At 68.3% G+C, this 14225-nt stretch carries 15 protein-coding genes; 7 read left to right on the plus strand and 8 right to left on the minus strand.

Annotated features, from left to right (window positions below; all coding sequences use genetic code 11):
* Positions 1-47 precede the first annotated feature (47 nt).
* The gene (locus C8258_RS12100) at positions 48-632 is read right to left on the minus strand and encodes a helix-turn-helix domain-containing protein (RefSeq protein WP_106955270.1); all 585 of its coding nucleotides are present in this window, start codon (positions 630-632) and stop codon (positions 48-50) included.
* Between the two features lie 253 nt (positions 633-885).
* On the opposite strand from C8258_RS12100, the gene C8258_RS12105 reads away from it, so the two are divergent.
* Positions 886-2571 carry a cutinase family protein gene (locus tag C8258_RS12105; protein WP_106955271.1) on the plus strand — a complete coding sequence of 562 codons (1686 nt, stop codon included), beginning with the start codon at positions 886-888 and terminating at the stop codon, positions 2569-2571.
* Positions 2572-2640: 69 nt separating this feature from the next.
* Here C8258_RS12105 and C8258_RS12110 read toward each other — a convergent pair whose 3' ends face one another.
* From C8258_RS12110 to C8258_RS12120, 3 genes are all read right to left on the minus strand, one after another.
* Positions 2641-3660, minus strand: coding sequence for an LLM class flavin-dependent oxidoreductase (locus tag C8258_RS12110; protein ID WP_106955272.1), 1020 nt, complete (start codon positions 3658-3660; stop codon positions 2641-2643).
* Between the two features lie 32 nt (positions 3661-3692).
* Entirely contained in the window at positions 3693-4049 is a 357-nt protein-coding gene (locus tag C8258_RS12115; RefSeq protein WP_233225033.1) for a helix-turn-helix transcriptional regulator, read from the minus strand.
* A 105-nt stretch (positions 4050-4154) separates the two neighbouring features.
* Positions 4155-5423, minus strand: a complete 1269-nt coding sequence (locus C8258_RS12120) for an MFS transporter (RefSeq protein ID WP_106955273.1) — start codon at positions 5421-5423, stop codon at positions 4155-4157.
* Between the two features lie 189 nt (positions 5424-5612).
* Here C8258_RS12120 and C8258_RS12125 point away from each other — a divergent pair, with 189 nt between their 5' ends.
* A complete protein-coding gene (locus tag C8258_RS12125; RefSeq protein ID WP_106955274.1) occupies positions 5613-7148 on the plus strand; it encodes an FAD-binding protein in 1536 nt (511 codons plus the stop codon).
* A 3-nt stretch (positions 7149-7151) separates the two neighbouring features.
* On the opposite strand, the gene C8258_RS12130 is transcribed toward C8258_RS12125, so the two are convergent.
* The gene (locus C8258_RS12130) at positions 7152-7742 is read right to left on the minus strand and encodes a helix-turn-helix domain-containing protein (protein ID WP_106955275.1); all 591 of its coding nucleotides are present in this window, start codon (positions 7740-7742) and stop codon (positions 7152-7154) included.
* 78 nt (positions 7743-7820) lie between these two features.
* On the opposite strand from C8258_RS12130, the gene C8258_RS12135 reads away from it, so the two are divergent.
* Positions 7821-8843, plus strand: coding sequence for an NAD(P)/FAD-dependent oxidoreductase (locus C8258_RS12135; RefSeq protein WP_106955276.1), 1023 nt, complete (start codon positions 7821-7823; stop codon positions 8841-8843).
* Positions 8844-8869: 26 nt separating this feature from the next.
* Positions 8870-9559, plus strand: a complete 690-nt coding sequence (locus C8258_RS12140) for a bifunctional 2-polyprenyl-6-hydroxyphenol methylase/3-demethylubiquinol 3-O-methyltransferase UbiG (RefSeq protein ID WP_106955371.1) — start codon at positions 8870-8872, stop codon at positions 9557-9559.
* An 11-nt stretch (positions 9560-9570) separates the two neighbouring features.
* Here the strand turns inward: C8258_RS12140 and C8258_RS12145 are convergent, their stop codons facing one another.
* Positions 9571-10101, minus strand: a complete 531-nt coding sequence (locus C8258_RS12145; RefSeq protein WP_106955277.1) for an NUDIX hydrolase — start codon at positions 10099-10101, stop codon at positions 9571-9573.
* Positions 10102-10198: 97 nt separating this feature from the next.
* On the opposite strand from C8258_RS12145, the gene C8258_RS12150 reads away from it, so the two are divergent.
* The 3 genes from C8258_RS12150 to C8258_RS12160 are packed head-to-tail and all read left to right on the plus strand — an operon-like array spanning position 10199 to position 12828.
* Positions 10199-10870: a class I SAM-dependent methyltransferase gene (locus C8258_RS12150; protein ID WP_233225034.1), complete on the plus strand. Its 672-nt coding sequence runs from the start codon at positions 10199-10201 to the stop codon at positions 10868-10870.
* 12 nt (positions 10871-10882) lie between these two features.
* Positions 10883-12445 (plus strand): NAD(P)/FAD-dependent oxidoreductase, encoded by a 1563-nt coding sequence (locus C8258_RS12155; RefSeq protein ID WP_106955278.1) that lies wholly within the window; start codon positions 10883-10885, stop codon positions 12443-12445.
* A gap of 29 nt (positions 12446-12474) precedes the next feature.
* Positions 12475-12828: a VOC family protein gene (locus C8258_RS12160; protein ID WP_106955279.1), complete on the plus strand. Its 354-nt coding sequence runs from the start codon at positions 12475-12477 to the stop codon at positions 12826-12828.
* 12 nt (positions 12829-12840) lie between these two features.
* Here the strand turns inward: C8258_RS12160 and C8258_RS12165 are convergent, their stop codons facing one another.
* Together C8258_RS12165 and C8258_RS12170 are read right to left on the minus strand one after the other, a co-directional pair.
* Positions 12841-13401 carry a dihydrofolate reductase family protein gene (locus C8258_RS12165; RefSeq protein WP_036507187.1) on the minus strand — a complete coding sequence of 187 codons (561 nt, stop codon included), beginning with the start codon at positions 13399-13401 and terminating at the stop codon, positions 12841-12843.
* A gap of 110 nt (positions 13402-13511) precedes the next feature.
* A complete protein-coding gene (locus C8258_RS12170) occupies positions 13512-14138 on the minus strand; it encodes a GDSL-type esterase/lipase family protein (protein WP_106955280.1) in 627 nt (208 codons plus the stop codon).
* Positions 14139-14225 lie beyond the last annotated feature (87 nt).

Raw genomic sequence — 14225 nt, forward strand, 5'->3', positions numbered from 1 at the left:
GCCGCCATGGTACGAGCGATTCGTACGAGCGGCCCGGTGTGGCGAATTCAGTTCGGGCGGTATCGCGCTCGCAGGTGGAAGCGTTCGCCTTGGGGGCCGAGGATGCTGAGGAATTCGACCGCGCGGGCGTCGGCGTTGCCGAACCAGTGCGGGAGGTGGGTGTCGAATTCGGCGACCTCGCCGGTGCCGAGAACCAGGTCCTGATCGCCGAGCACCACGCGCAACCGGCCGTCCAGCACATACAGCCAGTGATAGCCCTCGTGCGAGCGCGGCGCCGGTTCGCGGTGGCTGCCTCCCGCGGGCAGGATCTGGCGGAATACCTGCAGACCACCGGGATTGCGGGTCAGCGGGATGACGGTCATGCCGTCGCGTGTGAACGGTTGTGGATAGACCCGGGGGTCACCGCTCGCCGGGGCGCCGACCAGTTCGTCCAGCGGAATCCGGTAGGCCCGGGCGAGTGCCAGCAACTGTTCGAGGCCGGGTTTGCGCTGCCCCGACTCGAGCCGCGAAAGGGTGCTGACCGGAATCGCTGTCCCGGCAGAGAGCTCGGTCAGCGTCCGGCCACTGCGGCGGCGCAGTTCGCGCAGCCGTGGTCCCAGCGCCGCCACTACCGGTTCGAACCCGTCGTCCACGCGTTCACCGTGCCCAGCGCACCGCCCGCGACGCAAAGAAATTTGCCGGATCGTCAAAGCGGCGGTCCTCGCCGTGGGGCCGAAAACGCGTTATCGCTGCGGCCGGCCTCCGCGTTTACACGCCGCGGTTCAGATCACAGAACTGTTCCGGCTGGTAACGCTCGCCATGCGGTTCCCGACACCTCTCGTGACACACACGGCCCGTCGGGGGGCCTGTCCCGCTTTCTTGTCGGACCGAATTGGGGATCAGGACATGGCTCTTCGCGAGTTCATCAAACGGCACCGCATCGCCTCTGCGGCCGCCGGACCAGCAGTTTTGGGGGTGGCGGCCATTGTCGCGGCCTCGTGGGGCCTGATGGCGACGCCCGAGACCCGCGATACGCGGCTCACTTCGTCGGTCACCGAATGTCATGACATGGTGACCATCTCGGTGGCCGGTCGCAACGACAGCCCGGACCCGAACAAGACCGCCATGCTGGTCGACGCGAACGGCAACGCGCTGCCCGCGGCGCTGTCGGGTGACTACAGCAGCCACTGGGTCGATCCGGTGGTCAACGCACCCGCCGACAAGGTGGATCCGGGTTCCTACGCCGCGGTGTACATCGCGTATCCGGCCAACATGAGCACCTACGAGCAGGCCGTCGACACCGGCGTGGCCAATGCCGAGAAGGTCATGCACGACATCGCGCAGGCGTGCCCCGACACCAAGTTCTCCATCGTCGGTTACAGCGAAGGCGCCGACGTCGCGCGCCGCGTGGCCATGGGCATCGGTCACGACGAGCCCGGCGCCGACGGCAAATACGATGTCGTCGACCCGAAAAACGTTCTGGGCGTGGTGATTCTGGCCGATGCCGGCCGGACCGCGGGCGATGGCCCCTTCCCCGGCGCCAAGGATCCGAATCATCCCGACGGCTTCGGTCAGAACTACCAGAACGGCGACAAGCCGATCTCCGGGCAGGGCGCGCTGCCGGATCAGGCCGGCGACTTCGGCGCGCTGAACGGCAAGGTTGCCTCGTTCTGCTCCGAGGGCGACCTCACTTGCGCTGCGCCGCAGAACATTTCGCTGCTGCAGCTGGCCGCGAACGTGGGCCGGCAATTGAACGTCGACAACTTGCAGAACGAGGGGCTGACGCCTGCGACGGGTCAGGACGTGGCGGTCACACTCGGCCGGATCGCGATGAACGCCTTCTCCTACATCGCGTCGCAGCCGAATTGGATGGCCAGTAACGAGACCTTCCTGCAGGTGCTGCTGAAGGTGTCCGAACCGGGCTACAAGCCGGGCGACAATCCGCCCGCGCCCACTCCGGCACAGTCGATTTCGACCGAGCAGATGGCGCCGCTGGCATATCTGCCGCAGAAGGTTCTCAACGAGATCATCGGCCTGATCGTCACCAACCAGAACACGATCCCCGTGATCATGAGTGATCCGTACCAGCTGACCCTCGGCCCCAACGGCACCGGCCACCACTTCGATTACTGGCGCGACTCCGACGCCGCGAACGGCAAACCGATGAGCTCGGCCGAATACGCGGCGGCGTGGCTCACGCACCTGGCGCAGCAGGCGCAGGCGGGTCAGCAGATCGACACCAAGTCGCAGCCGACCCAGGCCGACGTCCAGGCGGCGTACAAGACCGTCCAGGACAGCAAGGCGGCCGACACCAAGGCGGCCACCACGACGAGTCCCGCGGCCACCACCACCCAGCCGGCGCCGACGACCGCGACGCCGACGACCACCGGCACGGTGCCGACCACCACGACGCCGGCCCCGGCCACCACGACCACGACCGTCGCACCGGCCGAACCGCCGGCACGCACCCAGGTCGCGGCTCCGGTCGAGACCACGGCACCGCCCACCACCCAGCCGACGACCACCCAGCCGACGACGACGCAGCCGACCACCACCACGTCGGCGGCACCGACCACGACGGCCACGAAGTAGGCGACCGCGGCGGTAGTCACCGCAGGTGAGCCGGTAACGGCCGGGCCCGTAGCGACGGGCCCGGCCGTTTCAGTTGGCTGCTCGCTCGGTGCGCATCGCGGCCGCGGTCAGTTCGACGGATCGGACCCGGTCGGCGATATCGGTGGCGTGGTGGACGAGGATCAGCTCGTCGGCGCCGATCGAGGTGGCGAATTCGTCGAGGTGGTCGCGTACTTCGTCCGGAGTGCCGGCGGCGGTGTAGCGCGTCATCGAGGCCAGCTGGGCACCGTTGGGCGAGGCGAGGAAGGCGTCGATCTCCTCGTCGGTGAAGGTTGCCGTGCCGGCGCCGCGAGAAATCATCATGCGGGCGCGGGCCCGGTAGGAGACGGCCTTCTGCTCGATCGCCTGGTCGTGGGTCTCGGCGGCGAAGACGTTGATGCCGGCCATCACATACGGTTCGGCGAGCTGCTCGGACGCCTGGAACTTCTCGCGATAGACCTCGACCGCCTGGTGGAGCGCATCCGGCGCGAAGTGCGAGGCGAAGGCGTACGGCAGGCCGAGATGCGCCGCGAGCTGTGCGCCGAACAGCGACGAACCCAGAATGTAGAGCGGCACAATGCCTTCCGCGCGCGGCACCGCCTGCACACCGGGGATGCGCGACTGCCCGCTCAGATATCCCTGCAGTTCGAGGACGTCCTGCGGGAACGAGTCGGCCGAGTGCGGATCGCGACGCAGGGCGAGCATCGTCTTCTGATCGCTGCCGGGCGCGCGGCCGAGGCCGAGATCGATACGGCCGGGGAACAGCGTTTCGAGGGTGCCGAACTGTTCGGCGATGACCAGCGGGGAATGGTTGGGCAGCATGATGCCGCCCGCGCCGAGCCGGATGGTCTCGGTGTGTTCGGCGACGTGGCCGATGAGCACACTGGTGGCGCTCGACGCGATGGAGCGCATGTTGTGGTGTTCGGCGTACCAGACGCGCCGATATCCGCTGCGCTCGGCGGCCTGGGCGAGGGCGACGCTGTTGGCGAAGCTCTCGCGCGCGGTCGCGCCGGGGGCCACCGACGCCAGGTCGAGGATGGACAGGGCGGTGGGCACAGTCGCGGTAGGCATGGTCGCTGCCTTTCGTATTCGGAGTGCGTGGATCAGAGCACGCGGTGTAGTCGGTCGGTGAAGTGCCGGATGCGGGCCTCGTCGCGGCGGTAGTAGGTCCACTGCCCGCGACGGGTGGCGATGAGGAATCCCGCGCGCTGCAGTACCGCCAGATGGGCCGAGATGGTCGAGGCCGACGTTCCGGCCCGCCGCTGGATCAGTCCGACACAGACGCCGAGTTCGGCCGAATCTCGGTCCAGCTCAGCGAAATTCGCGTGCGGCTCCTTGAGCCAGTGCAGGATCTGGAGCCTGGTCCGGTTGGCCAGGGCCTTGCATTCCTCGAGCATCTCGCATTCGGCCTCGTTCAGCTCGGCGAGGTCTTCCACCCGAACCGCTCCGCTGTCGCGCACATCCACCATCCTTCGGCATTTCGCTAATTAACGAATTTAGGCGCCGGCGGGCGGCACGGCACTGTGTCGCTGGTCACTCGGGTCGCTGATCACTCGGAGCGCTGATCACCCCTGTCGCAGCGGCTCCGGTGCCGTCGGCGACTGTGACGGTTCCGCCGCCCTGTCCGCGTGGTTGTATCCGCCTCGGAACAGCAACAGCGGCGTGGCCAGCAACAACACGCCCGCCACGGCGAGTGCGGTGCGCGGGCCCGTGAGTTGGGCCAGCACGCCCCAGAGCGCGGTGAGTATCGCGGTGGTGGCCTTACCGGTGATCGACCACGCGGTCAGCACGCGTGCGACCGATCCGGATTCGGTATGCCGCAGGCGGGAGGTGGCCATCACCGGATTGAAGATCCCGATGCTCGCGATGAGGCCGGCCTCGACGACGATCACCAGCATCAGGCCCCCGAGACCCGCGGTGATACCCGCCAATCCGATCGGCCAGCAGGCGCGCAGACTGCCCGCGACCAGCACGATCCGGCGTTCCCCGTACCGCCGCACCAGTCGGGGCGACAGCCGGGAGCCGACCAGGCCCGCCAGGCAGGGGATTCCGAACGCCAGCCCGTACTGCCAGGCGGGAAAGCCGAGGCTGCCGAGCATCAGCACGGCCACGACCGGCGCGGTCGCCATGATCAGCCCGTTCACCGCGACCGAGTTGAGGAACAGCGGTCGCAGCACCGGATATGTGAGGAGATAGCGCCAGCCGGCGAACAGATCGGCGGCGCGGGTGCGCGCGACCCTCCCGCGATCCGGCTGCGGTTCGGCGGCGCGGATCGAGCCGAGCGCCGCGGCGGACAGCAGATAGCTGCACGCATCCGCGAGGACGGTCGTGACCGGGCCGAACAGCCCGATCGCGGTGCCGCCCAGCGGCGGTCCCAATGCGGTCGCGGTCCAGGTGGTCGATTCGAATCTGCCGTTGGCGACGAGCAGATCCTCTTGCGGGACAATATTTTTCAGGTAGGCGCCGCTGGCCGCGCGGAAGGCGATATCGGCCGCGGCCATCACGACGGAGACGATCAGCAGTTGCGCGTAACCGAGCACGCCGCAGGCGAAGGCGACCGGAATACTCAGCATGGCAGCGAACCGCAGCAGATCCGTCGCGACCATCACCGGACGCTTCGGGCGGTACTCGACCCAGGGACCGAGCGGGACGGCGAGCACCACGCCGACCGCCAATCCGGCGGCGGTCAAGGCGGAGACCGCACCCGGTTCGGCGTGCAGCACGCGTATCGCGATCAGCGGTAAGGCATCCAGGGCCAGGCAGGTGCCGAAGGTGCTCACCGCGTAGGCGGTCCAGAGCCGGGTGAACGAGGTGCCCAGCGAACGATTCGTCATCGAGGTGATCGAAGCAATCGGTCCGGGTGCCGCGCAAACAACCGACACGCACTCCGCCACAACCGCCGGTTGTATCGCGGTGGCACGGATCGGCGGCTGTGACCACGACGTTCCTGCCCATCGGGATCTTCGGTGACGCGTGGGCGCCGAACGCTTACCGTGAGCACAGACGAGTGCTGGGAGTGTGCGGTGACGGACTGGAACGAAGAAGTCGATGTACTGGTCGCGGGTTCGGGCGGCGGTTTGGCCGGCGCCTATACCGCAGCGCGGGAAGGACTTTCGGTGGCCGTGGTGGAGGCGACCGAGAAATTCGGCGGCACCACCTCGTATTCGGGCGGTGGCGGAGTGTGGTTTCCGTGCAATCCGGTGCTGCAACGGGCCGGGGTGGACGACACCTTCGAGGACGCGCTCACCTATTTCCGCGCGGTCGTGGGCGATCGGACGCCCGCCGACCTGCAGGAGACCTATATCCACAACGGCGCCCGGGTGATCGAATACCTGGAGAGCGACGACAGTTTCGAATTCCAGATGTTCCCGTGGCCGGATTATTTCGGGGCGGCGCCCAAGGCTCGCACCGACGGTAAGCGGCATATCGTTCCCGCACCGCTGCCTGCCGCGACTCTCGGGGACCTCGCCACAGCCGTGCGCGGCCCGCTGGGCACCGACCGGCTGGGCGAGCCACAGCCGAAATATCTGATCGGCGGCCGCGCCCTGGTCGGGCGGTTCCTGCTCGCGCTGTCGAAGTTCCCCGACGTCTCGTTGCAGCTGAACACCCCGCTCGTCGAACTGGTCACCGAGGACGGCGCGGTGGTCGGCGCGATCGTGGAACGCGAGGGCACGCGGGTCGCGATCCGGGCCCGCAAGGGAGTTCTGCTGGCGGCCGGCGGGTTCGAAGGCAACGACGACCTGCGCCGGCGCTTCGGCGTCCCCGGCGAGGCCCGCGACACCATGGGGCCCTGGGGAAATCAGGGCAAGGCGCACGAGGCCGGGATGGCGGTCGGCGCCGATACCGATCTGATGGATCAGGCGTGGTGGTCGCCGGGAATGATCCATCCCGACGGCCGCGCGGCCTTCGCGCTGTGGTTCACCGGGGGCATTTTCGTCGACGGGGCGGGGCAGCGTTTCGTCAACGAATCCGCGCCCTACGACCGGCTGGGCCGCGACATCATCACGCGCCTGGACGAGGGGGCGATGACACTGCCGTTCTGGATGATCTACGACGACAGTGCCGGCCCGGTACCACCGGTGCAGGCCAGCAACGTCCCGATGGTCGACCACGAGGAGTACGTGCGCGCGGGGCTGCGGCACAGTGCGGCGACCCTGGAAGAACTCGCCGCGAAGATCGGCATTCCGGCGCAGGCGCTGGTCGAGACCGTGGACCGGTTCAACGCCTTCGCCGACCGTGGCGTCGACGAGGATTTCGGCCGCGGCGACGAGGCCTACGACCGCGCCTTCTCCGAGGGCAAGTCACCGCTGGTGCCGATTCGGAAGGGACCTTTCCATGCCGCGGCCTTCGGCATCTCCGATCTGGGCACCAAGGGCGGACTGCGCACCGATACGGCCGCGCGGGTGCTGAACGAATCCGGCACACCGATTCCCGGGTTGTACGCCGCGGGCAACACCATGGCCGCGGTGAGCGGGACCGTCTATCCCGGCGGCGGCAATCCGATCGGAGCGTCGGTGCTGTTCAGCCATCTGGCCGCGCTGGATATGGCCGGACGCTGACCGTCAGGCTCCGCTGGTTCCGGGGCGGGCCCGCACATGGGCGCGCTCGCCCTGTTTGCCGAACAGGCTGAGGAATTCGACGGACCGCTCGTCGGCCGGGCCGAACCAGTGCGGGACCCGGGTGTCGAATTCGGCCGCCTCACCGGGAGACAGCACCAGGTCGTGTTCGCCGAGGATCAGGCGGAGGCGGCCGTTGAGGACGTACAGCCACTCGTAGCCCTCGTGGGTCTGCGGGTCGGGTTCACCGCGGCGGTTCTCGGGGTGGATCACCATCTTGTAGGCCTGAATGCCGCCCGCGCGCCGGGTCAGCGGCAGCATGGTCATACCGTGCCGGGTGATCGGCCGCAGATGGATGCGTGGATCGCCGGTCGGTGGGGCGTCGACGAGTTCGTCGAGGGTGACGCCGTGCGCGCGGGCCAGTGGCAGCAGCAGTTCGAGGGTCGGCTTGCGGGCACCCGATTCCAGCCGGGACAGGGTGCTCACCGAGATGCCGGTCGTCGCGGACAGGTCGGCGAGCGTGGTCTGGCGTTGGTGTCGCAGCGCGCGCAGCCGTGGGCCCACGGCGTCGAGCGCGCGGTCCAGGTGGTCGTCCATGACCCCAGTTTGCCATTTCAGCAAAGATGTTTGCCAGCTTTCCGGTCTGTCGGGCACGGTGGACGCCAGGAGGTGGTCATGGTGACCGATGAGCTGAACAGCAACTACGACGTGGTGATCGTCGGCGGTGGGGCGGCCGGGTTGAACGGCGCGTTGATGCTGGCGCGGGCCCGCCGATCGGTGGCGGTGGTCGACGCCGGCGCGCCCCGCAACGCCCCGGCCGACGGGGTGCACGGACTGCTCGGCCGCGAGGGGATGCCGCCGGCGGAACTGCTCGCCCGCGGCCGCACCGAGGTGCGCGGCTACGGCGGGCACATCGTGTCGGGTGAGATCACCGGCGCGATCCGCGAGGACGGCGAATTCCTGCTCGAACTCGCCGACGGGCGGACCGTGCGAGCGCGCCGGCTGCTGGTGACCACCGGATTGATCGACGAGATCCCGGATGTCGCGGGCCTGCGGGAACGCTGGGGTCGCGATGTCGTGCACTGTCCGTACTGCCACGGCTGGGAGGTGCGCGACCGCGGGATCGGCGTGATCGCCAACGGTCCGATGTCCGTTCACGGTGCACTGCTGTTCCGGCAGTGGACCGACGATGTCGTCCTGTTCACCCACACCATGGACGCACCCGGCGCCGAAGCGGCGGAAAAGCTCGCCGCGCGCGGCATCGCGGTCGTCACGGGGGAGGTGGCGGCCCTGGAGATCGCGGGCGACCACATCACCGGCGTGCGGCTCGCCGATGGGACAGTGGTAGCGCGCGAGGTGATCACCGTCGGCCCGCGCATGGTCGCGCGGAGCGAGATCCTTCGCAAACTCGGAGTCGAACCCGTCGAACATCCTTCGGGCGCAGGCGAATACATTGCGACCGACGCGATGGGCCGCACCGACGTTCCGGGCGTATGGGCGGCGGGCAATGTCACCGACCTGAGCGCGCAGGTGGGTGCGGCGGCCGCCGCGGGTGCGTTCGCGGCCGCGCAGATCAATGCCGACCTGGTGGAGGTGGAGACGACCCGGGCCGTGGAGCGCCACCGGCGCGGGTTCTCCGCCGACGATGAGAGCGCCCTGACCGAGCGCGTGCTCGGCGATCGGCGGCACGGCCTGTGAACTCGCACCCCGGCGAAGGAGTCGACATGAACGGCAGGGACACGAACGGCAGGGACACGACGGGCGGGCACGCACATCACGAGCACAGCTCCGGCGGACGTGAATTCGACCGGCACTATTGGGAACAGCGCTACCACGGTGCCGGTTCGGCCTCCACGAGCGAACCCAATCCCCACCTCACCGGCGAACTCGCCGACCTGCCGCCCGGCACGGCCCTGGACGCCGGCTGCGGCGAGGGGGCGGAGGCGATCTGGCTGGCCGAACGCGGCTGGCACGTCACCGCCGTCGACATCGCGGCGGCGGCCGTCGCGCGCGGGCGGGAGAAGGCCGATCGGGCCGGTCACGACATCGCGGGCCGGATCGATTGGCACGCAGCGGATCTGACGGAGTGGGATGCGGACATCGACCGCTTCGACCTGGTCTGCGCGTGCTACGTGCATCCGGTCGATTCGAACGACGCCCTGTTCGAGCGCCTGGCCGCCGCGGTGGCACCGGGCGGCACGCTGTTCATCGTCGGCCACGCCCCCGGTGACCACGAGTCGGCGTCGCACACCTCCGCTGCCCATGTGCACGTCACCGCCGAACAGATCGCCGCGGGATTGGCGCCGGATCGCTGGGATATCCGGTTGGTCGAGACCCGGACGCGGTCCGTCGCTCGTTCGAGCGGCGAATCGATCACCGTGCAGGACAGTGTGTTCCGCGCTCGGAAGCGTTGAGTGACGCCGAATCAGCGGCGCTCGTGGAGCAGGAGCAGGCCGTAGGCGGCGATGGTCTGCGAGTCGGTGATTTCGCCGATGTGGATCATCCGTTCGACGATGTCGCGGTCGAACCACCGCGAGCGCATGTCCTGTTCCTCGGGTTCGCGTTCGGGTTCGCCCGCGGTGAGGCCGGTCGCCAGATAGGCGTGGCCGCGCTGGGCGAGTGTGGCCGGGGCGGCGTCGAGGACGCCGAGGTGGGTCAGGTCGGCGGCGCGCAGGCCGGTCTCCTCGCGCAGTTCCCGGCGGGCGATCTCCACCGGGTCGCCGGACTCGCCGCCCGGCAGCGCACCCGCCGGGAACTCCCAACACCGTTGTCCCAGTGGATATCTGAATTGTTCCACCAAATGCAGCCGATCGCCCTCCAGCGGTACCACCACGGCGAATGCGGCGCGGTGCACCACGCCGTAGATGCCGGTGGAGCCGTCGGCGCGGCGAATACTGTCCTCGCGGACCTCGATCCAGGGATTGCGATACACGATGCGGGAGGTGAGCGTCCTCATCCGTCCGCCTCCCGGTGCTGCGTCGAGGTGGCCATGCCGCGACCCTACGCGCCGAAACCATGCGCCGGCCGGGGATCGGCGTCGGTAGGCTGCCGGAGTGAGTGCGAATTCCGAGGCGGTGGCGGCGGCGTACGACGAGGTGGCGGAGCTCTATACCGGCCTCTTCCGGGATGCCATGGTGAACGCACCGGTCGATCGGGCGATGCTGGGTTTGTTCGCGGAGTTGGTGCGGGCCGAGGACCGCGGGCCGGTGGCGGATCTGGGATGTGGGCCGGGCCGGATCACCGGACATCTGGATGCGTTGGGACTGAACACCTTCGGCCTCGACGCGTCGGCGGAGATGATCCGGATGGCCCGCGAGGTTCATCCGCACCTGCGATTCGAGCACCGGTCGATGGAGAAGCTGGAGGTCGCCGACGGCGGTCTCGGCGCAATCGTGGCCTGGTACAGCATCATTCACATGCCGCCGGAGCAATTGCCGGATCTGTTCGCGGAATTCGCGCGGGCGCTGGCCGCGGACGGCTATCTGATGCTGGCGTTTCAAGCCGCCGACGACGGCGCCGACCGGCAACCCTACGACCACAAGGTGGCGCCGGTGGTGCGGTGGTCGCCCGAGGCGCTGGCGGAGATGTTGCGGCCGCACGGGTTCGTCCCGGTGGTCCGGATGGTTCGCCCGCCGGAACCCGACGAGCGGTGTCCGCACGGATATCTGCTGGTTCGCAAGTCCGCGACACCCGGCGGATCGGACGCGGGTCGCGCGGATTCGTGATATCCAGGGCTGATGCGCGACTCCTATGACGTCGTCATCGTCGGCGGCGGGCACAACGGGCTGGTGGCCGCGGCGTATCTGGCGCGCGCCGGACTGTCGGTGCTGGTGCTCGAGCGGCAGGACCACACCGGTGGCGCGGCGGTCTCGGAACGGGTGTTCGCCGGGGTCGATGCGCGCCTGTCGCGCTATTCGTATCTGGTGAGCCTGCTTCCCGATCGGATCGTCCGGGATCTGGAGCTGCGGTTCCGAACCCGCGAGCGGCGGATCTCCTCGTACACGCCGGTCGGCGACACCGGACTGCTCATCGATACCGCCGATGCCGGACGAACTCGCGAGAGCTTCCGCCGGGTCACCGGATCCGATGCGGATTTCGCAGCATGGCAACAGTTCTACGCGGCGACCGCGCGGGCCGCGCAGCGGATCTTCCCTACGATGCTGCGGCCGCTGCCCACCCGTGCCGAACTACAGCGGACGCTCGATGATCCGGATACCTGGGAGATGCTGTTCGAGCGGCCGCTCGGTGAAACCGTCGAGGCGCGATTCCGCGACGACACGGTGCGCGGGGTGGTCTTCACCGATGCGCTGATCGGCACGTTCACGCACGCGCACGATCCGGAGCTGCGGCAGAATCGCTGCTTCCTCTACCACGTGATCGGCAACGGGACCGGCGAGTGGAACGTTCCGGTGGGCGGTATGGGCGCACTCACCGATGCCCTCGCCGATGCGGCCCGGCAGGCAGGCGCGCACCTGCGCACATCCTGCACGGTGACCGGTATCGATACCGACGGCGACACAGCGCAGGTGCGGTTCGACACGTCGGACGAATCCGGTCTGGCGGACGCCCGCCACGTCCTGGTCAACGCGGCGCCGGCAACCCTCGCCCAGCTGATGGGCGAGCCGGTCGACGCGATGCCCGAGGGCAGTCAGTTCAAGGTGAATATGCTGCTGCGCCGGCTTCCCCGCCTGCGCACCGATATCGATCCGCGCGAGGCGTTCTCGGGCACGTTCCATATCGCGGAGGGATACGGCCGGCTCGAACGGGCATATCGCGAGGCGGCCGCCGGCCGCTTCCCGAGCGCCCCGCCGTCGGAGATCTACTGCCATACGTTGACGGACCCGTCGATTCTGAGTTCCGACGCCGCCGAACGCGGCATGCATACGCTGACCCTGTTCGGCTTGCACACGCCGGCAACACTTTTCGAGCACGGCTTCCGCGACGAGCTGCTCGCGTCGACACTACGTGAGCTGGATTCCGTACTGGCCGAGCCGATTTCCGGCTGTCTCGCCGCGGATGCGAACGGCGACCCGTGTATCGAAGCAAGAACGCCGCTGGAACTGGAAGCCGAACTTGGCCTGCCGCGCGGCCATATCTTCCACGGCGACTTGGATTTTCCGTATCGCACCGACGACGATGCCTCACCCGCCGCTCGCTGGGGCGTCCGCACGGACCATCGCAACATCTTCCTGTGCGGCGCCGGCGCGGTCCGCGGCGGTGGAGTGAGCGGGATCGGCGGCCACAACGCGGCCATGGCGGTCCTGGAGATCATGGGCCGCACCACCCCGACATCGGACTAGCATTACCGCCCGGCGGACAGGAGGACCGCATGCGCACCCATCGCATCATCACCAATCTTCGAGTGGCCGATATCGAGGCCGCCCACGGCTTCTACACCGATTTCCTCGGTCTGAGCACCGAGGAATTCAATATGGGCTGGGTGGCCCGATACACCTCGCCGGACAGCGGCGCCAACATCCAGCTCGTCACCCGGGACGCGGCCGCGCCCGCCGACTCCGTCGCATCGGTGCTGGTCGACGACGTCGACGCGGCCTATGCGGAGGCGCGGCGGCTGGGCTACGAGATCGTCCATCCGCTGACCACCGAACCGTGGGGAGTTCGCCGGTTCCTGGTTCGCGCTCCGGACGGCAACGTGCTGAATATCGTCCGCCACCGCGAGTGAATCGCGGACCGGTCAGCCGAAGCTCGGTCGCACCACCGAATTGGCGGTGACCCGGTAGGTGGTCAGGACGACGCCGTTGTCGAGCACCTCGGAGTCGGCGAGGGCGAGGGTGGCTTCGGGCTCGACGGCCTCGAACAGCCGCAGCCCGCTGCCCAGCAGGACGGGGTAGACGACCAGGCGGTACTCGTCGACCAGTTCGTGTTCGCGCAGGTACTTCACCAGCGAGGCGCTGCCGAAGACGAGCAGGTTCTGCTCGGTCCGCAGTTTCGCGATGCCGGCGGCGAGATCGCCCTCGATGCGCTGAGCGTTCCACTCCAGATCGCGCAGCGAATCGGTCGCCACATACTTGGGCATGCTGTTCATCTTGTCCTTGTACGCACCCTCCTCCGGGTGGTCCGGCCAGGACGCGGCGAACATCTGATACGTGGTGCGACCCAGCAGCAAGGCGTCGACCGCCTCCAGCTCACCGGATTTGTAGTTCGCGATGCCGTCGCACCAGAACGGTGCGGTCCACAGTGGATCCTGGATGAATCCGTCCAGCGAAACGAATTCGGCGACAACGATCTTCCCCATGATTGACCTGCTCCTCTCCCAACCTGTCACCGGCCCGGTCGGCCGATGCGTTCGAACCATGAAGACTCCGACGATCAACGCTAACTAATCGGTGCGGAGAAATCCGCGAATCAGCTCACCGTCGGGAGGCGAGTGCGGGGTTCGGTCAGCCATTGCAGCCAGTGCGGGCCGATCATCGCGGCCAGCTGCTCGTAACCCGGCGCGCCGGGATGGTAGCCGTCGCCGTTGCGCAGTTCGCGCATCCAGATGTCGTTGTGGCGCAGCGGTTGGTGAACGCGAAGGTACTGAACGTGTTCGCGGGCGCACATGTCGGTGAATCGATCATCCAATTCGATTGTGCGCGTGTTCTGTTCGTCGTCGATACAGGGCGGCGGCGCGACCACCAGGACGGTCCAGTCGAGTTCGGCGCAGCGGCGCAGCATACGGCGGAGATTGGCCGCGGACTCCTCGGCCGGCACCCGGATCGCCTCGTTCTCCCAGAGCGTGTCGTTGACGCCGAAGGAGAAGACGACTCGCGCGTCGACCTCGCCGGATAATCGCTGCCCGCATTCGGCTTCCCAGCGGGCGGCGATATCGGAGGAGGTCTGGCGTCGCACCCCGAGGTTGTAATAGGTAAGCGGTATTCCGGCCGCTGTCGCGCGGCCGGCGAGGCGGCCGGCCCAGCCGAGGCACTGCGGATCTCCCAGTCCCGCAACCAGAGAATCCCCCACGAAACAGACCCGGACGTCGCGCACCACCGGGTGATGGTTGCACAAACCGGGACGAACTCGGCGCGGTACCGGGAAGGCAATAAGATCGGCGGGGTAGTCCGGGAGGGAGCTTGT

Origin of the sequence: Nocardia sp. MDA0666 (assembly GCF_003023875.1) — a bacterium.
GTDB lineage: Bacteria > Actinomycetota > Actinomycetes > Mycobacteriales > Mycobacteriaceae > Nocardia > Nocardia aobensis.

Bases quoted from the DNA above. Each gene is read 5' to 3' on its own strand.
- C8258_RS12105 (WP_106955271.1), top strand. From the start codon at position 886: ATGGCTCTTCGCGAGTTCATCAAACGGCACCGCATCGCCTCTGCGGCC.
- C8258_RS12110 (WP_106955272.1), bottom strand. From the start codon at position 3,660: ATGCCTACCGCGACTGTGCCCACCGCCCTGTCCATCCTCGACCTGGCG.
- C8258_RS12120 (WP_106955273.1), bottom strand. From the start codon at position 5,423: ATGACGAATCGTTCGCTGGGCACCTCGTTCACCCGGCTCTGGACCGCC.
- C8258_RS12130 (WP_106955275.1), bottom strand. From the start codon at position 7,742: ATGGACGACCACCTGGACCGCGCGCTCGACGCCGTGGGCCCACGGCTG.
- C8258_RS12135 (WP_106955276.1), top strand. From the start codon at position 7,821: ATGGTGACCGATGAGCTGAACAGCAACTACGACGTGGTGATCGTCGGC.
- C8258_RS12140 (WP_106955371.1), top strand. From the start codon at position 8,870: ATGAACGGCAGGGACACGAACGGCAGGGACACGACGGGCGGGCACGCA.
- C8258_RS12145 (WP_106955277.1), bottom strand. From the start codon at position 10,101: ATGAGGACGCTCACCTCCCGCATCGTGTATCGCAATCCCTGGATCGAG.
- C8258_RS12155 (WP_106955278.1), top strand. From the start codon at position 10,883: ATGCGCGACTCCTATGACGTCGTCATCGTCGGCGGCGGGCACAACGGG.
- C8258_RS12160 (WP_106955279.1), top strand. From the start codon at position 12,475: ATGCGCACCCATCGCATCATCACCAATCTTCGAGTGGCCGATATCGAG.
- C8258_RS12165 (WP_036507187.1), bottom strand. From the start codon at position 13,401: ATGGGGAAGATCGTTGTCGCCGAATTCGTTTCGCTGGACGGATTCATC.